We start from the raw sequence: 20,350 nt of genomic DNA, 5'->3' as shown, positions 1-20,350 counted from the left end.
TGACCTCACCCGACGAAAGGCATCACGTGGAGTCACTCATCATCGTGCTCGTCCTGATCGCCGTGGTGGTGATGATCCTGGCCTCCTCGGTCAAGATCATCCCCCAGGCCCGGACAGCCAACATCGAACGCCTGGGCAAGTACCAGCGCACCGCCGGAGCGGGCCTGACACTGGTCGTCCCGTTCATCGACCGCATGCTCCCCCACATGGACATGCGCGAGCAGGTCGTCTCCTTCCCGCCGCAGCCGGTGATCACCGAGGACAACCTCGTGGTCTCCATCGACACGGTCGTCTACTTCCAGGTGACCGACGCGAAGGCCGCGACCTACGAGATCGCCAACTACATCCACGCCGTGGAGCAGCTGACCACCACCACGCTGCGCAACGTGGTCGGCGGCATGAACCTCGAAGAGGCGCTGACTTCCCGCGACACCATCAACAACAAGCTCCGCGGCGTCCTTGACGAGGCCACCGGCAAGTGGGGTCTGCGCGTGTCCCGCGTGGAGCTCAAGGCCATCGACCCGCCGCACTCCATCCAGGACTCGATGGAGAAGCAGATGCGTGCCGAGCGCGACCGCCGCGCCGCCATTCTCACCGCCGAAGGCACCAAGCAGGCCCAGATCCTCACCGCCGAGGGTGAGCGTCAGGCCCAGATCCTCGCGGCCGAGGGCGACGCCCAGGCCCGGATCCTCCGCGCGAACGCGGAGGCCGAGGCCATCGACGTTGTGTTCGAGGCCATCCACGCCGGCGGCGCCGACCCGGACGTGCTGGCCTACCAGTACGTGCAGCAGCTGCCGAAGATCGCCGACGGCCAGTCCAACACGATGTTCGTGGTGCCGGCCGAGCTCTCTGAGGCGCTCAGGAACATCGGCAGTGCCTTCTCCGGCTCCGGCTCCCCGCTGTCCGAGACGCGTGCCGCCTCCGGCGATCAGACCAGCGCCACCCGTGAGCGCACGGAGCGGAAGGAGCGCAAGGTCCGCCCGACCACCGCGGACGGCCTGCGCTCGGCGGGCGTCATGGAATCCATGACCGCCGGCGCCATGACGGCGGACAAGATGCCGCAGACCTCCCTCGACGAGGCCCTCGCCGTGCCGCAGGACCTGGACGTTCCGCTTACGGAGGGCCAGTCCGCCCGTACCGCCCCCGGCACCACCGCCGCAGGCGCGCCCGAGGCCCAGGAGCTCCCCGGCCGCGACGCCGAGCAGCCCACCGGCGTCGAGGCTGATACCCCTGCCGACGCCCCCGGGCAGGATCCGTCCTCGGGCGACGGGACCGGCGCGGCGCAGGAGGATCCCCGCACCGGCCGGGAATGACATGCGACAATCGTCAGTTGAACGTCACTGACGAGAGTGGGGCGGCGCCCGGGTCCACGTCCGGGCGCCGCCCGTCGCCGAACACGAGGGAGATGAGAACGTGAGCGATCGCAGCCTGCGAGGCATGCGTCTGGGCGCCCAGTCGCTGGAATCCGAGGCCGGCGTCGAGCCCGCGGCCCGCCAGCGGGTGGAGTACCGCTGCGAGGACGGTGAACAGGTGTTCGTCACCTTCGCCGCTGAGGCCGAGATCCCGGCCACCTGGACCTCCAAGACCGGCAAGGAGGCGTTCCTGGTGGACGGCGAGAAGCCGGAGGAGGACGCGGGCAAGCCGGTCCGCACCCACTGGGACATGCTCCTGGAGCGCCGCTCCATGGAGGACCTGGAGGAGACCCTCCAGGTCCAGCTCGGCAAGCTGCGCGCCAGCCGCGGCGAGGCCTGAGCCGCGCCGCTCCCCCGCGTCCCGGCCCCGGGCCGGACAGACGAAGGGCCGGACAGACGAAGGGGCCGGACGATCCGGTGGATCGTCCGGCCCCTTCGTCATGCATAGGTACAACCCCGCAGGTCACGCCGGCGGTCAGCGGCCGGAGACGAGCTGCCTGAGCTTCTCCCACCGGGCCTGCAGGCCCCACTTGGTCACGTTGGTCACAGCCTCGGTGATGATGCCGCCGGACATCTTGGACTCGCCGAACTCACGTTCCACGAAGGTGATCGGCACCTCCACGATCCGCTTGCCGAGGCGGGCGGTACGGAAGGTCATGTCCACCTGGAAGCCGTAGCCCTTGGACTGCACGGCGCCCAGGTCCATCTCGCGCAGCACCTGGGCGCGGTAGGCGCGGTAGCCGGCGGTGATGTCGGTGAGGTCCAGGCCCAGCATGATGCGCGGGTACAGGGACCCGCACATGCTGATGAACTTGCGATGGGGCGGCCAGTTGACCATCTTGCCGCCCGGGACGCGGCGGGATCCGATCACCAGGTCGGCGCCGTGGATCGCGTCCAGCAGGCGCGGCAGCTGCTCGGGCTGGTGCGATCCGTCCGCGTCCATCTCCACGAGCACGTCGAAGCCGCGCTCCAGACCCCAGGCGAAGCCGGCGAGGTAGGCGCCGCCCAGGCCGTTCTTCTCGGCGCGGTGCAGCACGTTCACCTTGGCGTCCGCTGCGGAGCGTTCGTCCGCCCAGGCGCCGGTGCCGTCCGGGGAGCCGTCGTCCACCACGAGAACGTCGACCTCCGGGTTGGCCTCGCGGAGCCGGCCGAGAGTGATCGGCAGCGATTCGATCTCGTTGTACGTGGGAATGATGGTCAGCACGCGCATGCGGGCGTTCCCCTCCTGCATCGGGTTCGTGTCAGCGCCGGCCGGTCCAGTGCGGACCCCGCCGTCCCCTGCCGCCGAGCAGTCCCCGGACGGGACACAGGCGTAGGCAGACGGCCCGCGGCGCGCGGGTCATCCGCCCCAGTATAGGAACCGCTGCGCCTGATCGCGCGGAGGCAAGGCCGTGGATCGTGCCGTCCGGCGTCGGCAGACGGCGGCCTCGGAAGACCGACATCGCCCTCAGGCCTCGCGGCCGTGGACCCAAACCGAGCGCAGGCGGGGCAGGTTCTCCCCGGCGTCCAGCGAGGGCAGCAACGGCGTGCCCGCGCGCGTGTCGGTGCTCCAGGCGGCCACCCGGCCGTCCGGCGCCTGCACGGTGACCGCATCCGCCTCCCAGACGCCGAAGGTCGCCGGCGCGGAGACGGACAGTCGGGCCGGCAGGTCGACGTGCGCGGCGGGCGTGTCGGACAGGGCCCGCAGCCCGGTGCGGGTGGCGGCGGTGAACGCGGACCGGGCGGACACGCCCTGCTGTGGATCCGGGTGGTGCAGCGCGGCGCGGACAGCTCCCCAGGGATTGCCGTCCGCGGCCAGCGACAGGCACACCGGCACGGCCGCCGCGAGGAGACCGCCCACGGGGGCCGTGGTGCCGGCCCCGGCGTCCACCAGCGCGGTGACGGAGGCGGAGAGTCCGGCGAGGAAGTGCTCCTCCTGCGCGGTCAGGGGCGCCCCCACGGCCAGCCGTGGACGTGTCCGGCCGATGGCGGGGATGCCGCATGCCTTCTCGGCGGCACGCAGAGCGGCCAGGGAAGCCGTCTGTGCGGCCTGCACGGCTGACGAATCGGCGAGGTCGGAGGGGACGAGGTAGACCTGCTCCCCCGCCTCGACGGCGGCGATCACGGCCTGGTCGAGCTCCGTGGACGGGATCGCGTCAGCGGCGATCCAGACGCCGGCGGACGGACGGTCGGCCTGCTGCGCGTCCGCCAGCCGATGCGGGCGGTACTCGACGACGACCGCTGCCCCGGGTGTGTCCGTCGCCTCGTGGTCGGCGCCGGGAACCCCGGTGCGCAGCGTGCGGTCTCCGTCCCAGCCGCGCAGAACGGTGACGAGGCCGATGCCGCGGTGACAGGCGCCGGAGGCGCTCGAGGCGAGGGGGTCCACGAACAGCGGCGTGAGGATGGCGCCGTCCAGATCCTGCTCGGCCATGCCGTCGCGCAGGAATGCGGCGGCGGTGTCGTCACCGCCGAGCCAGGCGACGGTACCTGCCTCGACGATCAGGGCGGTGGCGTAGGGGTCGGTCGGAGAGTGGACGATGCCGTGGTGCAACAGGAGAGCGGTCACGCTCTCAGCCTAGTGCTCTCTGCCGGTCCATGGACCGTCCGGTTCCGGCCGGGCCTCATCAGGGCCCCGTCTGGCCGGGCCTCATCAGGGTCCCGTCCGGTCCGGCCCACCGGCCCGGCAGGCTCACCCGTCCACGGCGACCGTGGGCAGCGAGGTGGCCACGACACCGCGTGCCACGAGGTCCGAGGCACGGCGGCAGTCGCGCGTGCGGGCCTCGTCCCCGGGGATCTGGGCGAGCTGGCCGAGCACATCGATGACCTGGCGGGCCCAGCGCACGAAGTCGCCGGCGGCAAGGTCCGAGCCGTGCAACGTGTCCCGGAGGGACTTGCCGCGCACCCAGCGGTGCATCGGCGCCACAAGCCCCGGGTCGGTCTCCGGCGTGGGCTCGAGTCGGGCGGCGGCCTCGTCCCGGCGGAGCCGGTCCTGGAGCCGCTCGGTGGCCTCGTGGACGGCCTGGAGCCGCGCGTTGGGCATGACCACGGTGCCGGCCAGGGGCTCGGACCGGCCCTGGTAGACCAGCAGGGCGGCCAGGCACGCCCAGTCCTCCGGGGTGAGCCGGGCGACGGACGGATCCTGGAGGAGAAGCGACGTCAGCAGGTCTCGCTCCCCGTAGATGCGCCGCAGCGCCTGACCGGCCGGCTCCACGGCCTCCCGCGGGTTTCCCGGATCCGAGCCGACGTAGCCGTACTCCTGCAGCAGTCCGACGATGCGGTCGAACGCGGCGGAGAGCGTGTTCGTGCGTCCGGAGATCCGGTCGCGGAGCTGGGTGACCTCCCGGCGCAGGCCCCACCAGCGCTCGGCCCAGCGTGCATGGTCCTCGCGGTCCGGGCACCCGTGGCACGGGTGTGCCTGCAGCTCGCGGCGCAGCTCCTCCACCCGCGGGGACTCCTCCGGCTCCACGCGGCGGAAGCCGGAGCGGTCGCGCCCGCCGGAGGGCGGGCGGTGCGTGCGCACGGCCTCCCGCATCTTCGCGGCGACGTCCTTGCGCTGGGCCGGGGACTTCACCTGGAGAAGCCGGGGCAGGTCCGCACCGGCGATCGGTTCCACGGGCATGGCGAGGTCCTCCACGCCGATGCGGCGCAGCTGTGCCTTGTCCGTGATGACGCCGACGCGGGGGTTCTGCGGGTTGCCGGCCGGGAAGACCACCACGCAGCGCCCGAGGGCGCGGCCGTCACGCAGGTCGATCACATCACCGACCGCGAGCTCGGACAGGGACTCCTTGAGCGCGCCGAGGCGGGCACGCCTGCGACCCTGGGAGCCGGCCTTCTCCGCTGCGGCGAGCTCCTTGCGCAGCCGCATGTACGCGGCCATGTCCCCGCGGTCGCACGCCATCGCATCTGCGTAGGTGGACAGTGAGGCCTCCTTGTCCCGCACCTGGCGGGCCAGGCCCACCACCGAGCGGTCGGCCTGGAACTGGGCGAAGGAGGACTCGAGGATCCCCCGGGCCCGACGTGCACCGACCTGTGCAAGCAGGTTCACGGACATGTTGTAGGTGGGCCGGAAGGCCGACTTCAGCGGGTAGGTGCGCTTCGACGCCAGTCCGGCCACGGCGGCCGGGTCCAGGCCCGGACGCCACAGGACCACGGCGTGGCCCTCCACGTCGATGCCGCGGCGGCCGGCACGTCCGGTGAGCTGGGTGTACTCCCCGGGGGTGACGTCCACATGGGATTCCCCGTTGAACTTGACCAGCTTCTCCAGGACCACAGACCGGGCCGGCATGTTCACGCCGAGTGCGAGGGTCTCCGTGGCGAAGACGACCTTCAGCGCCCCTGCGGCGAACAGGTCCTCCACCGCCTCCTTGACGGGCGGCAACAGGCCGGCGTGGTGGGCGGCGAAGCCACGGGACAAGCCGTCCCGCCATCCCCAGAAGCCGAGGACCTCGAGGTCCTCCGGCGGGAGCAGGCGTGCCACCTCGTCCGTCCGCTCCAGGATGAGCCGCTTGTCTGCCCGGGTGGTCAGGTCCAGGTCTGCGGCCAGGCACTGCTCCACGGCGCCGTCGCACCCGGCGCGGGAGAAGATGAACGTGATCGAGGGCAGCAGCCCCTCGCGCTCCAGGGTGCGGACCATCTCGGGGCGCGAGGTGCGCAGTCCGTGGTTGCGGTGCTCGCGCGGGCCGATGCGTCCCTGCACGCCGCGGTCGCCGTCCCAGCCGGCGGCGCCGGAGCGCCGGCCACGTCCGCCGCCGGACGCACCGCGCCCGCCGGAGCGGCCGTCGTCGCGGTCGGTGCGTCTCCTCCCGCCCTGACGGCCACGGCCTCTCCCCTTGCCCCTGCCTCCGGGGCCGCGTCCGCGACCGCGGCCGGGGCGCCCCCAGTCGGAGCGCTCGGCGTTGCGGTGCGCCTGGGAGGCCAGGCGGGCCAGCTCGGGGTTGAGCACGGTGGCGCCGTCGTCTTCGGCGGACTCTTCGAAGGCGACGTCCTCGGCGAAGAGGTCGTAGAGGCGCGGACCGGCCATGACGTGCTGCCACAGCGGCACGGGCCGGTGCTCGGAGACGATCACGGAGGTGGCGCCGCGGACGGTGTCCAACCAGGCGCCGAACTCCTCCGCATTGGAGACCGTGGCGGAGAGGGAGACCAGCTGCACATGCTCGGGCAGGTGGATGATGACCTCCTCCCACACGGGACCGCGGAAGCGGTCGCCGAGGTAGTGGACCTCGTCCATGACGACGGAGGCCAGGCCGGTGAGGGCGGCGGAGTCCGCGTAGAGCATGTTGCGCAGGACCTCGGTGGTCATGATCACCACGTCCGCGTCCGGGTTGACGGAGGTGTCTCCGGTGAGCAGACCGACGCGCTCGGGGCCGTGGATCGCGGCGAAATCGGAGAACTTCTGGTTGCTCAGGGCCTTGATCGGGGTGGTGTAGAACGCCCGGCGGCCCTGGGACAGCGCCAGGTGCACGGCGAACTCGCCGACCACGGTCTTGCCGGAGCCGGTGGGCGCCGCCACGAGCACGCCGTGGCCGGCCTCCACCTCGGTGCAGGCCTGCACCTGGAACTGGTCGAGGGGGAACCCGAGGGTCGCGGCGAACTGGGACAGACGGCTGCCGGGATGGTGCCGGGCCCGGCGGGCGGCGGCGTAGCGCTCGGCGGGGCTGAGGACCGGCTCGTCGTCGGGCACCGGATGCGAATGCGGGGAGTCGGCCATGGAGCCAGCCTAGTGGTGGGCAGGTGCGCGGCCCAGGCGGCTCCGCTGTCGGCGGAGTCCCCTGGGCCCGCCGGCTCAGAGCTCGCTGAGCGGCTTCGGGCCGGCGGCGATCTCCGCCTCGATGTCCGCCTCGGTGGAGGCCCTCCTGCGGTTGCGGCGCCTGTCGTTGAGGACGCAGAGCACGATGGCCACGCCGAACAGGGTGAACAGCGGAGCGGCCAGGTAGAACATCGTGATCGCGTCGCCGCCCGGGGCGGCGATGGCCGCGATGAGCGAGATGAGGAACACGGTGATGCGCCAGTGGTTGAGGATGGTGCGGGCCGGGAGCATGCCGATCATGTTCAGGCCCACCATGAGCACGGGCAGCACGAGCGCCGCGCCGAAGGCGAGGAACAGGCGCAGCAGGAACGGGATGTACACGTTCGCCGGAATGAAGTTTGTGCCGCCGTCCGGGATCAGGGCGGTGAAGAACTGCACGGCCTGCGGCAGCACGAGGTAGCCGATCACCACGCCGCCGACGAACAGCGGGATGGAGACGGAGAGGAACACGATGGCGTACTTCTTCTCCTGGGCCTTCAGGCCCGGCATGATGAACGCCCAGATCTGGTAGAGCCAGACGGGGCTGGCCACGACCACGCCGATGAACAGTCCGACCTGCAGCAGGATGTCGAAGGACTGTCCGACCGAGTCGAAGTTCAGGGAGGCGAGGATGCCCCGCTGCTCGGCGTCCTTGAGCGGCTGGGCGAGCGCACCCATGACCGGCTCGTACAGGAAGAATCCCAGCACCGTGCCCAGGGCGATCGCGACGCCGGACTTGATGATGCGGTTGCGCAGCTCGGCGAGGTGTTCGCGCAGCGGCATCTCGCCGGTGGGATTGTCCTTCCGGCGGGCGCGCTTGCGGCGCTTGCCCGGGGGCGTCGCGGCCGCTTCGCGGACCTCCTCCCGGGAGACGGCGGGAGTGTCCTGGGCGAGGGCGCCCTGCGCGGGGCGTTCGGGCGCGCCCGAGGGCGCACCCGTGCCGGGTGCGCCCTCAGGCGGAGTGTGGTCCATGCTCATGCGCGGCTCTCGCGGTCGAGACGGGCTGGGCCGGGCCGATCAACGCTCGTCGGCGCGGTGGGAACCCTCACGGACGTCGTTGACGTCACGGTCGACGATGCGACCCTCCACCGGCTCGGTGCCGGCGGAGCGGTCCTCCTGCTGAGCGTCCTTCTTGTCCTTGCCGTCCTTGCGCATCTCCTTCACCTCAGAGGAGAAGATGCGCATGGACTGGCCGAGGTTGCGGGCCATCGACGGCAGCTTCGGCGCGGCGAAGAGCAGCACGGCGAGGAGGACGATGATGACGAGCTGCCATCCCTGGAGTCCAGCGACCATGGTGAGTTCCTTTCGTCGGAAGTCCTGTTCACAAGCGTACAGCGGTTTCGAGGCGCCGGAGCGCGGCCAGCGCGCGATCGCGGACGGCCTGGCGCAGCTCGGCGGGCTCGAGGACCTCGACGTCCCCGGCGTGCATGCCGGCCAGGGCGATCGCCGCGTCCTCGGAGAGCAGACCCAGGCGGGTCAGCCGTCGCCCGTCCGCGTCCTGAGCCTCCAGGCGCGGTGCATAGTCGTCCGCCAGGTCCCGGATGCGGTGATGCCAGGCGAGCACCGCCTCCAGCGTCGTGTCGACCGGGGTGAGCATCGTCTTCTTGGGGCGGCGCCGCGCCTTCGCGATCTCTCCGGTCGGCTCCACAGCGGAGATCCGCTCGACGCGGAAGGTGCGCATGGCGCCGGCGGTGCGGCAATGGCCCTGCAGGTAGAGGACCACGCCGGACTGGACGAGCTGCACGGGCTCGACCTCCCGCTCCGTCGTCCGGTCGGAGTGCAGGGCGTGGTAGCGCAGGCGCACCACCCGGTGGCGGGCGACGGCATCCATGAGCACACGCACGGTGTCCTGGTCTGCGTGCACGTCCCAGAAGGAGGTCACGGGCGTCGCAGGTGGCTCATGGCCCCCTGCTCCCCCGCCGTCGGCGGCGGAGGGCACGACGGCGGCTGCGTCGCCGGGGTCGTCCGTCCCGCCGGTGGAGGGCCTCACCGATGTGGTGGCACCGGTGTGTCCGACGTCGGCGAGCACCTGCCGGATCCGTGCTGCCGCGGTCACGGCGGCGGGAGCGACCTCGTCGTCCGCGTGCGGCATCTGGGCCACCGTGTCCAGGGCGGCGGAGAGGCGGTGTGCCTCGGGCAGGGAGAGGCGGATGGGCGCGGGCAGGTCCACGGCCTGGCGCACCTCGACCACGTCGGACTCGGCATCGACGTCGAACAGCCAGCCCGGGAAGAGGCGCTCGGGCAGGCCGCAGTACTGGAGGTCGCGCAGGTCGGCGTCGAGGGCCTTGGGGCTGAGCTCGAGGCGGTCGGCGAGCTCGACCTTCGTGATGCCGCCGGCGCGGTTGGCCAGGCCCACGATGTCGAGCAGACGGGAGACGCGCTCGCGCTGTCCCTGGCGATAGCGGGACTGGCGTGGTTTAGCGAGCTCCGGGTGCGGCGGCGGGGCGCCGTCGTGGACCTCGGCCACGCGCCTCCAGGCGGCCAACACCTCGGCGACCACGTCCGGATCGGCCGCCGAGGGCTGGACGACGCCCATGAGGCCGCCGCACAGCTGGACGAGGCCGTCGTGGGCGGGACGGTCGGTCTCCCACAGCTCCCAGCCCTCCCCGGGCGCGGCACCGTCCTGCGCGGTGGGCGTGACGGCCTGGCCGCGCAGGCGCACGGAGTGTCCGCGTCCGGGGGCGACCCAGAGCCGGACGCGGTCGCGCAGGCCCTCGCCCTGGCCGAGCAGTCGGTCGCGGATCTCGACGGGGTTCCAGTCGGCGGGGCGGGCCGGGGCGTCGGACCCGGTGCCGGGCAGCTCCTCGGGCCGGCCGATGACGCGGGAGACGCGGAACAGGCGCTCGCCCTGGCGGTCGAGGTCCCATCCGGCGGCGTACCAGGCGCCGCCGATCTCGAGGGCGGACCAGATGCGGACGCGGCGCGGTCGGTCCTGCGGCGAAACGGCCCCGGCGGCAGTGCGGTAGCCGAAGGCGAGCACCTGCTGCTCCACGGCGGCGTCCAGGAACACCTCGAGGTTCGGGGTGAGACGCTGCACCACGCGGGGCAGGCCGAGACCGTCGTCGGCCTCGCCGGCGGACCCGGGGTCCACGAGCAGTCCGACGGCCCGCATCACCTCGGTCTGCAGCCGGGTCTCGCTCCACACCTCGCGGGCGTGGAGCAGGGCGCGGCGCTCGGCCCCGCTGAAGTCGATCTCGGGCAGCAGCAGGGCCGAGGCGTCCACCACGTGGCGGGCGTCGGCATCCTCCGGCTGCTCGAGGGACAGGGGCACACCGATGTCCTCCAGCAGTGCGCGGTCGCGTTGGAAGGCCTTCTCGAAGGCCTCGTCGCCGAGTTCCGCATACCCCTCGACGTGGCGGCGGATCTGCGCGGTGGTGTAGCCGTGCCGCGTGTGGATCAGCAGCATCAGCAGCGCGATCACGCGCTCGCTGGTGCGTCGTTCACGCTCTCCGGGGGTGGAGGTCATCGAACGTGCTCTGCGCCGGTCGTCAGTCGACCGAGACGAGATCGCAGACGAAGATCAGCGTCTCGTTCGGACCGATGGCCGAGCCGGCACCGCGGGCGCCGTAGCCCAGGTGCGGCGGGATCTCGAGACGGCGGCGGCCGCCGACCTTCATGCCGAGCAGCCCCTGGTCCCAGCCGGCGATGACCTGGCCGACGCCGACGGTCAGCGGCAGGGGGGTGCCGCGGTTCCAGGAGGCGTCGAACTCCTCACCGGTGGACCAGGCCACGCCCACGTAGTGGACCTGGACGCGGGACCCGGCCTCGACGGCCTTGCCCGAGCCGGCGATGAGGTCTTCGACGACGAGCTCGGTGGGCGGGGTGTCGCCCGGGAAGTCCACCTCGGGCTTCGTGCGGTCGTAGTTGCGCTGTCCGAATGACATGGGGGTGTTCCTCTTCTCAGGTGACGGGTGTCAGCGGTCCGAGTCCTCGGAGTCGTCCTGCTGGGGCTGGGCCGGAGCCTGGGTGTGCAGGATGTCCACGACGAACAGCAGGTCCTCGTTCTTGCCGATGTTCGGCGGACTGCCGGCCTCGCCGTAGGCCTTCTCGGACGGCACGGAGACCAGCACGCGAGAGCCGACCTTCTGTCCGGCCAGGCCCTCCTTCCAGCCCTCGATGACACCGTCGAGCGAGAAGGTGGCCGGATCGCCGCCCTTTTCCCAGGAGCTGTCGAAGGTCTTGCCCTCGGACCAGGTGACGCCGGTGTACTGGACGGTGACCTGGTCGTGCTCGCCGACCTCCTCGCCCTCGCCCTGGATGAGGGGCTGCACCTTGAGGTCCTTCGGGGCGTCGCCGGAGGGCTTCTGGATCTTCGGGTGGCCGGACTCCTTGTCCACGGTGACCTTCGGGAGGGAGTCGTCGAGGTCGGTGACCTCCTCGCCCTGCGCCTCGGTCGGCAGGATGTCGTTCACGCGGAAGACGTAGAGCGCGGCGGGCATGTCCTGGCCCTGCGGCTGGCCGTCCTCACCCTTCTCGGCCTTCTGTTCGGGGATGTAGTACGCGACCTCCGCGCCCGGGGCGCTGGTGCGCAGCATCCGGTACAGCTCCTGGTTGGCATCCTTCAGGCGCTGGTTGAGCATGACGACCTCGGGACCGGTGGAGAAGTTCTCCCCCATGACCTCTCCGTCCTCCGGGTTCACGGCCACGGTGGAGACGGTGACGAGGTCGCCGTCCTTCGCCGGCTCGCGATCGGAGGTCTTCAGCACGCGGGTGGAGACCTCGTCGGCCTTGATCGGGGTGTCGGCCTGCACCACCGGCTCCTCGCCGTCCGCGGCGGACAGGGACACAGCCTCGAGCTTGTCGGTCTGGCCCACGCCGGTGCCGGCCTCGGCCCGCGTGTAGTCCTCGTCGTCGCCCTCGGCGTCCTTCTCGCCGCCGTCGCCGCTCTCGGCGGGGCCGGCGGCCGAGGCCTCGGCGCCGGACGGCGAGTCGCCCTCGGCGGGTGCGTCCTCGCCGGCACAGGCGGTGGCCAGCAGCAGCGCCGCCAGGGACATGGACAGGGCGGTCAGGGGCCTGCGGGAGCGGCCCAGCGGAATGATGGAAGTCATGGACTCCAACATACCCACGGAGTCTGGACTCAGGCTGGATCCACCACGCCGTCGAACAGCCTCTCCACGGCCGTGGTGGACGTGTCGAAGGGGTCCTTCATGGAGATGACGTGCAGGGGGTGTTCGTTGAGCTTCATCGTGGTCCAGTCCACGGCGTACGCGAGCTGACGCTCGCGGGCCCGGCGGATGAACGCGGCACGCACGGCGGCGCGGGTGCCGGACGGGGGCTCGGTGCGGGCACGCCGGGCCGCGGCAGGGTCGATCACGCGGTCCACGCGGCCGCGCTCGAGCAGCACCTGGAACAGGCCGCGGCCCCGGGCGAGGTCGTGGAACGCCAGGTCGAGCTGCGCCAGCCGGGGCGAGGACCAGTCGAGCCCGTGGCGGGCGCGGTAGTCCTCGAGGAGGCGGAGCTTGATGGCCCAGTCGATCCGGGTGTCGATGCCGCTGGTGTCCTGGGAGCGGACGGCCTCCAGGACCTCCTCCCAGAGGTCCAGGACCTGATCGACGCGGTCGTGGTGGGCCCCGTGACGCTCGACGAACGCGTGGGCGCGCTCGAGGTAGTGCTCCTGGAGCTCGAGTGCCGAGGCGGCCCCGTCGCGCAGCTGAAGCGGGGCGGTGCCGGTGAGGTCGTGGCTGGCCCGGCGGATCGCGAGGGTCGGATGGGGCATCTCCTTGTCCCCGAGAGGCCAGCCGGACTCGATCATGCGGAGCATCAGGTCAGTGGCGCCGAAGCGCAGCAGGTGGGTGTGCTCGGAGAGGTTCGAGTCGCCCACGATCACGTGCAGCCGGCGGTAGCGGGAGGCGTCGGCGTGGGGCTCGTCGCGGGTGTTGATGATCGGCCGGGACCGGGTGGTGGAGGAGGACACGCCCTCCTGCACGAAGTCGGCACGCTGCGAGAAGGCGTAGTGGGCCTGCCCCTGGCCCTCCGGCCACACGCCGGCGGGCACCACGCGGCCGGCGCCGACGAGGATCTGCCGGGACACGAGGAACGGCACGAGCGCCTCGGTGAGGCGCCGGTACTCACTGCGGCGGCGCAACAGGTAGTTCTCGTGGGAGCCGTAGGAGCTGCCGGCCGAGTCGGCGTTGTTCCGGTAGAGGTACACCGAGCCCTCGATGCCGTCGGCGTGCATGCGCTCCTCGGCCTGGGCGATCAGCTCCCGCATGATCTCGTCGCCGGCGGCGTCCGAGGCGAGCAGCTCGTCGATCGTGGAGCACTCGGCGGTGGCGTACTCGGGGTGTGAGCCCACGTCGAGGTAGAGGCGTGAGCCGTTCTCCACGAACACGTTGGAGGAGCGGCCCCACTCCACGACGGGGCGGAAGAGGTACCGGGCGACCTCCTCGGGACTCAGGCGACGTCCCTCAGGGTGCCAGTGCTGCACCCCGTACTCGGTCTCGAGCCCGAAGATGCGGCGGTCGTTCACTGGCCGCCCTTCTGCACGAAGCCCTTGACGAACTCCTCGGCGTTGGCCTCGAGGACGGTGTCGATCTCGTCCAGCAGCCCGTCCAGGTCGGCACTGGGCGCGGTGGAGGACTGCTGGGCCTGCTGCTGCAGGCCGGCGTCCTCGCCGCCGTCGCCGCCGCCCTGCTTCTGGTGATGGATGCGCTCCTGGGCCATGGGGTCCTCCTCTGGCGTGGGGTGAGGGTCTGGTCCGAGCCTACGCGCTCAGAACGCGCCCGTCAGGGCCGTGAGCGTGCGCATCAGCTCGGCCGCGTCGGGGGTGCGGCCGTCCTCGCCCCACCATCCGGGCAGGTCGGCGGCCCGGCCCCGCAGCGGCTCGACCAGCGGCACCCGGTGCAGGCGGTCGCCCTCCTGGGGGCGCAGCAGCACGTTGTCCCAGGCGGCGCCCACCACCTGGCGCGCATGCCGGGAGACCAGGCCGCCGCGGAGCCAGGCACGGGTGGTCGTCGGCGCAGTCCCGACGGCGGCCCGCACCTCGTCCTCGTCCGCCAGCACCCGCAGATGGCCGGCTGTGACCAGCCGCCGGTGCAGGGAGCGGGAGGGGGCCAGGTCCGTGTACTGCAGGTCGAGCATGCCCAGGCGGGGGTCGGACCAGTCCGAGCCTGTGCGGGCGCGCATGCCCTCGAGCAGGCGCAGCTTGGCGGCCCAGTCGGCCCGGTCGGCCAGGGACAGGGGATCCGCGGCGGCGTCGTCGAGGTCCTGCCGCCAGGCCGCGAGCACCTCGGCGGTGGCCGCGTCATCCACGCCGTGGGCGGCACAGTGGGCCTCGGCGGCATCGCGGTAGGCCCGGAGGATGTCGATGCCAGTGAGCGACGCACGGTGGCGGGTGCCGTCGTCGTGCACCACGGCGGCGGGCACCGCCGCCTGCAGGGACGGGTCCCGGCTGATGGTCTGGAGGGCGGCCACCGGATCCTCGAGCTCGATGCGCGGGGCGGTGCCGGCCTCGGCCAGGGCGAGCACCAGGGCGGTCATGCCCATCCGCAGCCAGGTGGCGTGCTGGGACAGGGTGGCGTCGCCGATGATCACGTGCAGGCGCCGGTAGGCGTCGTGGACGGCGTGCGGCTCGTCGCGGGTGTTGACGATGGGCCGGTGGATGGTGGTCTCCAGCCCCACCTGCTCCTCGAAGTAGTCGGCGCGCTGGGACAGCTGGAAGCCGGGCGTGGACCCGTCCGGGCCGATGCCCACGCGGCCGGCACCGACGAGCACCTGGCGGGCGGTGAAGAACGGCAGCAGGACGGCGGTGAGCTCGTCGAAGTCCAGGGCGCGGGCCACGAGGTAGTTCTCGTGCGCGCCGTAGGAGGCGCCCTTGCCGTCCACGTTGTTCTTGTAGATCCGCACCTCGGGGCTGCCCTCGCCGGCGGCGATGTGGTCCGCCGCGTCCTGGGCCACCAGGTCTCCGGCGGCGTCCCAGACCATGGCGTCGCGGGGGGTGGTGGTCTCCGGCGAGGAGTACTCGGGATGGGCGTGGTCCACGTACCAGCGGGCACCGTTGGCCAGGACGGTGTTCACGAGCAGGTGGATCGGCTCGCCGTCCTGGCCCGTGATGGCCTCGTCGGTGAGCTGGGACGGATGGGCGGCCGAGCGGGGCATGCGCCAGCCGCGGGCGTCCACCAGCGGGGACTCGGCCGAGTAGTCCCATTCGGTGCCGGCCACCGGCGTGCCGGCTCGGGTGGCCATGTCCGCGTAGGCGTTCACCAGCTCGAGGGAGAGCACGGTGTGGTGGGCCTGCGGGTTGGCCGGGGCGTGGATGCCGAACTCGGTCTCGGTCCCCATGACGCGCCGGACACCCCAGCCGGCGGCGTCGCGGCCGTTCGGCGGCTCCTCCAGTCCGGAGGGCATGGTGTCCGGGAACAGCGGGCGCTGGCCCCGGAAGGCCGGGAACACGCGGGACGGCGCCGGGGTCGTCGGCTGCACCGGGCTCATGCTCCCGCCTCCCGGGCGACGCCGCCGGAGGAGGATCCGGTCAGCATGGTCAGGCCCGTCAGGTGCGGGCCGCGCCAGCCGGAGGTGCGGGCCCACTCTGCCGGGGAGACGGTGGCGAGCAGGTCGGCCTGATCCGCCAGCACGCCGTCCACAGCCTTCAGCAGGTGCACGGCGCGCACCCCGCGGGCGGCGGGGTCCTCGCCAGCGGCGAGCAGGTCCCGGACGGCGTGGCGCTTTGCCCGGTCCACCACGTCCGCCACCACGGCGCCGGAGACCAGGTCCGCCAGGTAGAGGACGGCGGTGCCGCCGGCGGCGTCCGTGAGCTCGGCCAGGGCCGTGCGCGGGCTGCGCTCGTAGAGGGCGTCCATGGTGCGCTCGATCAGGTCGGCACGTGCCTGCTCGGCGGAGCCGGCGTCCTCCACCTCCTCGTCGTGCAGCGGGATGGCCGCGGTGAGGTGCTTGCCCATGATCTCGGCGGCGCCGGTGCGGTCCGGGCGGTCGATGCGGACCTTGACGTCCAGGCGGCCGGGACGCAGCACGGCCGGGTCGATCATGTCCTCACGGTTCGAGGCGCCGATGACGATCACGTTCCCCAGGGACTCGACGCCGTCGATCTCCGCGAGCAGCTGCGGCACGATCGTCGTCTCCACGTCCGAGGAGACGCCGGAGCCGCGGGTGCGGAACAGGGACTCCATCTCGTCGAAGAACACCACCACCGGCGCCCCCGCGGAGGCCTTCTCCCGGGCCCGCTCGAAGATGATGCGGATGTGGCGCTCGGTCTCGCCCACATACTTGTTCAGCAGCTCCGGCCCCTTGATGTTGAGGAACACGGCCGGCTGCTGCGCGGTGGAGCGGGCGGACAGCGAGGAGGCGACGGCCTTGGCCAGCATGGTCTTGCCGGTGCCGGGCGGGCCGTAGAGCATGATGCCCTTCGGCGCCCGCAGGCCGTGCTCGGCGTAGAGCCCGGGGTGCAGGAACGGGACCTCCACCGCCTCCCGGATGCGCTCGATCTGGGCGCCGAGACCGCCGATGTCCGCGAAGGAGACGTCCGGGGTCTGTTCCAGCAGGACGTCCTCCACCTCGGAGAGCACCACGGTCTGCAGGGCCCACTCCTGGCGGGGGTCCACGGTGACGGCGTCGCCGTGGCGCAGGTCCGCCTCCGCCAGGGCCGGGCTGCGACGCACCACGCGCTCCTCGTCCGCGGCGCCGGCCACCACCAGGTCGCCGGAGTCCAGGACCTCCTTGACGCGCAGGATCTGCCCCGCACGCACCGAATCGGCGATGCCCACGACGGACTGGGTCTCGTCCAGCAGCACCTCCGAGCCCGGCACCAGCTTCGTGGCGTCCAGCAGCGGGGAGACGGCCACACGCATGCGGCGGCCGTTGAGCACCACGTCCGCTCCCCCGCGCACCACCGCGGCGGACTCCACGCCCTCGCGCGGCTGTCGGGGCAGGTGGACCTGTTCCAGCAGGGCGTAGAGGAACGGCGGGCGCGTGGTGGCCTCAAGGGCGTCCTTGAGGGTGGTGATCTCCTCACGGGTGTCCTCGAGCAGCTCGACCATGCGCCTGTTGTTGCGGCCCGCGGTCTGCAGCTGGGCCTCGGCGGCACGGCGCAGCTCAGACTGCTTCGAGGCGTGACGCTGCGCGGACTCCAGCTGCAGGCGCAGCCGCTCCGCGGTGCCCTGTGCGTCGGCGAGCATGCGGCCGAGCTCGGCCGCGCGCTCCTCGGCGGTGCCGGTGGTGGGGTCGTTCTGACTCATCGGTCCTCCTCGTGGGCTGAGGTGGGGGCTCAGGCAGGGTTGCCGTGCGCGTCCACACCCTGCTCGGCCTCGGCGGCACGGCGGGCGGTGAGACGGGCCTCCTTGAGGTTCTTGCGGGCCTTCTTGTCCGTGACCACGCGCTCGCCGAGGGCCTGGGGCGTCCAGCGGGACTCGTCCGAGGGAGTCCAGGCCTCCACGTCCTCGTCCTTGAACTCGGAGACCTTCAGGCGGCGCTTCATCCTCAGCGCCTCCTGCCCGGAAGCCAGGCGGCGGGCGGTCAGCAGGAACCCGGTGTGGGCCACCATGCGGTGGTCCGGGCGCACGGCCAAGCCGTCCAGGTGCCAGCCGCGCACGAGAGTCTCGTTCGCCTCGATCTGGGTGAACTTCCCGGACTCGCGGATCGCCTCGGCCACGCGGGAGAGCTGGGTGGCGGTGGCCACGTAGGTGAGCCACACGCCGCCGGGGGCCAGGACGGTGGCGACGGCATCCACGCACTCCCAGGGGGCGAGCATGTCCAGGACCACGCGGTCCACGGAGTGCGGCTCGTGCACCTGGAGCATCTTCTCCTGGGCGTCTCCGACGTGGATGGACCAGGCCGGGTGCGCGGCACCGAAGAAGGACTCCACGTTGGCACGGGCGATCTCGGCGAAGTCCTCGCGGCGCTCGTAGGAGTGCAGCCGGCCTGCGTCGCCGATCGCACGCAGCAGGGACATGGACAGGGCACCGGAGCCGACCCCGGCCTCCACCACCACCGCGCCCGGGAAGATGTCCGCCTGCTGCACGATCTGCCCGGCGTCCTTGGGGTACACCACCGTGGCCCCGCGCGGCATGGAGAGCACGAAGTCGTTCAGCAGGGGGCGGAGCACCTGGTAGTCGTGGCCCGAGCTGTTCTGCACCACCACGCCCTCCGGACCGCCGATCAGGTCGTCGTGCCGCAGCACGCCCTGGTAGCTGTGGAACTGCCCTCCCGGGATGAGGGTGATCGTGTTCAGCCGGCCCTTGGCGTCCTTGATCTGCACCCGCTGTCCGGCGCGCAGGGGCCCGCGGCGGGCGCTCACGCCGGTGGGTGCGGGCGTGGGGGTCTGCTCGGTCACTTCGGTGTTCTCCTTCGGTGCCTCGGCGGGCTGTGCTCGAGGGCGTTCAGGACGGCGGCGCGCGGAAGGATGCCCAGCACACGGCCGTCGGGGCGGACGACCGCCCACACCGCAGTGTCCGTGGCGGCGAGACGGTCGATCAAGTCGGGTCCGGACTCCGGATCGGTGCCCAGACGGAGCACCGCGGAGGCCGGGAGGGCGGCGGCGACCGCCGTGGCGGGGGTCAGTGCCCGCCGTGCCTGCGGCACGCGCCGCACGGCCTGGACGTCGACGACGGCCGGTGCGGCCGTCGTCGTGCCCTCGCCGACCGCCGGCTCCAGCACGACGGCGGTGCCCCCGGTCCGCAGCGCGGCCTCGGCGTCCGCCACGGTGGCGTCCGGGGCGAGGAGGACGGCCGGGAGCATCAGGTCCCCGACGGTGATGCGGGCGGCGCGGTCCTGCCAGCGTGCGGAGGCGATCGCTGCGTCCGCGCCACGGTACAGGCTCACGCCCACCAGGACCGTGAGGGCCACGACACCGAGGCCGGGGCGGGCGTCCGTCAGCAGCGGGACGGCGATCCCGCCGAGGACCAGGCCGGTGGCGAGGACACGACCGGCCCAGCCGGCGGCCACGGTGCCGCGGGGCCGGGAGCCGGTGGCGGCCCAGACCGCCGACTCGATCATGCGGCCGCCGTCCAGCGGCAGGCCGGGCAGGACGTTGAAGGCGGCCAGCAACAGGTTCGCGGTGGCCGCCATCGACAGCAGCAGCGCCGTGACGGTGCCCGGGGCCGCGAGGGTGCCGGCGGCGTGGGCGAGGCCGGCGAGCACGAGGTTGGCCGCGGGGCCCGCCAGTGCGGTGAGCACGGAGCCGAGCGGCCGGTCCACGGCGCGGACGAACTGGGTGTGCCCGCCCCAGCCGGACAGTTCGATCGCCTCCGGCCGGGAGCCGTGGGCGGCACCGACGGCGGCGTGCGCGAGCTCGTGGATCAGCACGGAGACGGCCAGGACGAGCACATAGCCGCCGGCGACGGCGTAGGCGGCCCAGCCCAGCGACGGGTCCGCCCGCTGCAGGGAGGGCCCGAAGATCACCAGCACGGCGGCGCCGATGAGCAGCCACGCCCAGCCGACGACGATGGGGGCTCCGCCCAGGCTGCCCAGGCGCAGGCCCGCGGAGGTACCGGTCACGAGGAATCCGCCGCGGATCCGGCGGCGGCGCCCGGCAGGACGGCGGCGAGATCGGCGACCGTGCGGCCCGCCAGGGTGTCCCACCGGACGGTGGCCGCGTCCGGATCCAGGGGCAGCACGCTGGGCACGCCGACGGTGGTCAGACCGGCGGCCATGGCGGCGCGGACGCCCACCGGCGAGTCCTCCACCGCCACGCAGCGGGCAGGGTCGAGGTCCCGGTGGCGCGCCCGCAGACGGGACAGGGCGAGGGTGTAGGCCTCGGGGTCGGGCTTGCCGCGGGAGACCTCGTCGCCGGTGACGGACAGCTCCAGCACCCCGGCGGGGGCGACGTCCAGCAGGGTCTGTGCCAACGGGGCATGGGACATGGTCACCAGGGCGCAGGGGACACCGGCTTCGCCGAGCTCGACGAGCAGCTGACGGGCACCGGGGCGCCAGGGGGTGTCCGCCGCAACGCCGCGAGCGACCTCCTCCATGGTCACCGCGATGATCTCCTCCTCCGGCAGGTCGAGGCCGGCGGCCTGCAGTCGGCGGGCGCCGACGTCCAGGGCCTGGCCGACGAGCGAGGCGGCCAGCTCGTCGGTCCAGGTGCCGCCGTGCGCGGCGACGAGGCGCCGCTGCACGCCGTTCCACAGCGGCTCGGTGTCCACGAGGGTGCCGTCCATGTCCCAGAGGACGGCGTCCGGCAGGGCGTTCCGGTGGGAGGCGGAGGGCATGAGCCCATCCTAGG

At 72.7% G+C, this 20,350-nt stretch carries 17 protein-coding genes; 2 read left to right on the top strand and 15 right to left on the bottom strand.

Going from position 1 to position 20,350, the window contains the following annotated elements; genetic code table 11:
• Positions 1 to 26 precede the first annotated feature (26 nt).
• Positions 27 to 1,313: an SPFH domain-containing protein gene (locus MLY01S_RS06875; protein WP_245232191.1), complete on the top strand. Its 1,287-nt coding sequence runs from the start codon at positions 27 to 29 to the stop codon at positions 1,311 to 1,313.
• A 100-nt stretch (positions 1,314 to 1,413) separates the two neighbouring features.
• A complete protein-coding gene (locus MLY01S_RS06870; protein ID WP_067190588.1) occupies positions 1,414 to 1,752 on the top strand; it encodes an RNA polymerase-binding protein RbpA in 339 nt (112 codons plus the stop codon).
• A 135-nt stretch (positions 1,753 to 1,887) separates the two neighbouring features.
• Here the strand turns inward: MLY01S_RS06870 and MLY01S_RS06865 are convergent, their stop codons facing one another.
• From MLY01S_RS06865 to MLY01S_RS06795, 15 genes are all read right to left on the bottom strand, one after another.
• Positions 1,888 to 2,622, bottom strand: coding sequence for a polyprenol monophosphomannose synthase (locus MLY01S_RS06865; RefSeq protein WP_067190623.1), 735 nt, complete (start codon positions 2,620 to 2,622; stop codon positions 1,888 to 1,890).
• A 237-nt stretch (positions 2,623 to 2,859) separates the two neighbouring features.
• On the bottom strand, positions 2,860 to 3,957 hold the full coding sequence (locus MLY01S_RS06860) for a hypothetical protein (RefSeq protein ID WP_067190586.1): 1,098 nt from the start codon (positions 3,955 to 3,957) through the stop codon (positions 2,860 to 2,862).
• Positions 3,958 to 4,080: 123 nt separating this feature from the next.
• Positions 4,081 to 7,098 carry a DEAD/DEAH box helicase gene (locus MLY01S_RS06855; protein WP_067190584.1) on the bottom strand — a complete coding sequence of 1,006 codons (3,018 nt, stop codon included), beginning with the start codon at positions 7,096 to 7,098 and terminating at the stop codon, positions 4,081 to 4,083.
• 75 nt (positions 7,099 to 7,173) lie between these two features.
• Positions 7,174 to 8,154, bottom strand: a complete 981-nt coding sequence (gene tatC / locus MLY01S_RS06850) for a twin-arginine translocase subunit TatC (RefSeq protein WP_306301688.1) — start codon at positions 8,152 to 8,154, stop codon at positions 7,174 to 7,176.
• Between the two features lie 39 nt (positions 8,155 to 8,193).
• On the bottom strand, positions 8,194 to 8,469 hold the full coding sequence (gene tatA, locus MLY01S_RS06845; RefSeq protein WP_067190582.1) for a Sec-independent protein translocase subunit TatA: 276 nt from the start codon (positions 8,467 to 8,469) through the stop codon (positions 8,194 to 8,196).
• Between the two features lie 28 nt (positions 8,470 to 8,497).
• Entirely contained in the window at positions 8,498 to 10,642 is a 2,145-nt protein-coding gene (locus MLY01S_RS06840) for a helix-turn-helix transcriptional regulator (protein WP_067190580.1), read from the bottom strand.
• Between the two features lie 22 nt (positions 10,643 to 10,664).
• Positions 10,665 to 11,060, bottom strand: a complete 396-nt coding sequence (locus MLY01S_RS06835; RefSeq protein WP_067190578.1) for an FKBP-type peptidyl-prolyl cis-trans isomerase — start codon at positions 11,058 to 11,060, stop codon at positions 10,665 to 10,667.
• A 30-nt stretch (positions 11,061 to 11,090) separates the two neighbouring features.
• Complete coding sequence (locus MLY01S_RS06830) at positions 11,091 to 12,224, bottom strand: FKBP-type peptidyl-prolyl cis-trans isomerase (protein ID WP_227718805.1); 1,134 nt, start codon at positions 12,222 to 12,224, stop codon at positions 11,091 to 11,093.
• Between the two features lie 29 nt (positions 12,225 to 12,253).
• Positions 12,254 to 13,645 carry a Pup--protein ligase gene (gene pafA / locus MLY01S_RS06825; protein ID WP_067190571.1) on the bottom strand — a complete coding sequence of 464 codons (1,392 nt, stop codon included), beginning with the start codon at positions 13,643 to 13,645 and terminating at the stop codon, positions 12,254 to 12,256.
• Positions 13,642 to 13,839: a ubiquitin-like protein Pup gene (locus MLY01S_RS06820; protein WP_067190569.1), complete on the bottom strand. Its 198-nt coding sequence runs from the start codon at positions 13,837 to 13,839 to the stop codon at positions 13,642 to 13,644. The genes pafA and MLY01S_RS06820 overlap by 4 nt, the downstream gene beginning before the upstream one ends.
• A gap of 48 nt (positions 13,840 to 13,887) precedes the next feature.
• Positions 13,888 to 15,606 (bottom strand): depupylase/deamidase Dop, encoded by a 1,719-nt coding sequence (dop, locus tag MLY01S_RS06815; protein ID WP_067190567.1) that lies wholly within the window; start codon positions 15,604 to 15,606, stop codon positions 13,888 to 13,890.
• On the bottom strand, positions 15,603 to 17,366 hold the full coding sequence (arc, locus tag MLY01S_RS06810) for a proteasome ATPase (protein ID WP_067190565.1): 1,764 nt from the start codon (positions 17,364 to 17,366) through the stop codon (positions 15,603 to 15,605). Before arc ends, dop begins: the two co-directional genes overlap by 4 nt.
• Before the next feature lie 29 nt (positions 17,367 to 17,395).
• The gene (locus tag MLY01S_RS06805; protein WP_067190563.1) at positions 17,396 to 18,460 is read right to left on the bottom strand and encodes a tRNA (adenine-N1)-methyltransferase; all 1,065 of its coding nucleotides are present in this window, start codon (positions 18,458 to 18,460) and stop codon (positions 17,396 to 17,398) included.
• Entirely contained in the window at positions 18,457 to 19,623 is a 1,167-nt protein-coding gene (locus MLY01S_RS06800) for a site-2 protease family protein (protein WP_067190561.1), read from the bottom strand. The genes MLY01S_RS06805 and MLY01S_RS06800 overlap by 4 nt, the downstream gene beginning before the upstream one ends.
• Positions 19,620 to 20,336 (bottom strand): HAD family hydrolase, encoded by a 717-nt coding sequence (locus MLY01S_RS06795; protein WP_067190559.1) that lies wholly within the window; start codon positions 20,334 to 20,336, stop codon positions 19,620 to 19,622. Before MLY01S_RS06795 ends, MLY01S_RS06800 begins: the two co-directional genes overlap by 4 nt.
• Between the last annotated feature and the right edge of the window lie 14 nt (positions 20,337 to 20,350).

Source organism: Micrococcus lylae NBRC 15355, assembly GCF_001570885.1.
GTDB classification, from domain to species: Bacteria; Actinomycetota; Actinomycetes; order Actinomycetales; family Micrococcaceae; genus Micrococcus; species Micrococcus lylae.
This window is presented reverse-complemented; position numbering and strand designations above follow the sequence as displayed.

Excerpts from the sequence above, each read along its gene's own strand:
- MLY01S_RS06820 (WP_067190569.1), bottom strand. The coding sequence starts at position 13,839 with ATGGCCCAGGAGCGCATCCATCACCAGAAGCAGGGCGGCGGCGACGGC.
- MLY01S_RS06865 (WP_067190623.1), bottom strand. The coding sequence starts at position 2,622 with ATGCGCGTGCTGACCATCATTCCCACGTACAACGAGATCGAATCGCTG.
- tatC (WP_306301688.1), bottom strand. The coding sequence starts at position 8,154 with ATGAGCATGGACCACACTCCGCCTGAGGGCGCACCCGGCACGGGTGCG.
- MLY01S_RS06855 (WP_067190584.1), bottom strand. The coding sequence starts at position 7,098 with ATGGCCGACTCCCCGCATTCGCATCCGGTGCCCGACGACGAGCCGGTC.
- tatA (WP_067190582.1), bottom strand. The coding sequence starts at position 8,469 with ATGGTCGCTGGACTCCAGGGATGGCAGCTCGTCATCATCGTCCTCCTC.
- MLY01S_RS06830 (WP_227718805.1), bottom strand. The coding sequence starts at position 12,224 with ATGACTTCCATCATTCCGCTGGGCCGCTCCCGCAGGCCCCTGACCGCC.
- dop (WP_067190567.1), bottom strand. The coding sequence starts at position 15,606 with ATGAGCCCGGTGCAGCCGACGACCCCGGCGCCGTCCCGCGTGTTCCCG.
- arc (WP_067190565.1), bottom strand. The coding sequence starts at position 17,366 with ATGAGTCAGAACGACCCCACCACCGGCACCGCCGAGGAGCGCGCGGCC.
- MLY01S_RS06795 (WP_067190559.1), bottom strand. The coding sequence starts at position 20,336 with ATGCCCTCCGCCTCCCACCGGAACGCCCTGCCGGACGCCGTCCTCTGG.
- MLY01S_RS06835 (WP_067190578.1), bottom strand. The coding sequence starts at position 11,060 with ATGTCATTCGGACAGCGCAACTACGACCGCACGAAGCCCGAGGTGGAC.
- MLY01S_RS06840 (WP_067190580.1), bottom strand. The coding sequence starts at position 10,642 with ATGACCTCCACCCCCGGAGAGCGTGAACGACGCACCAGCGAGCGCGTG.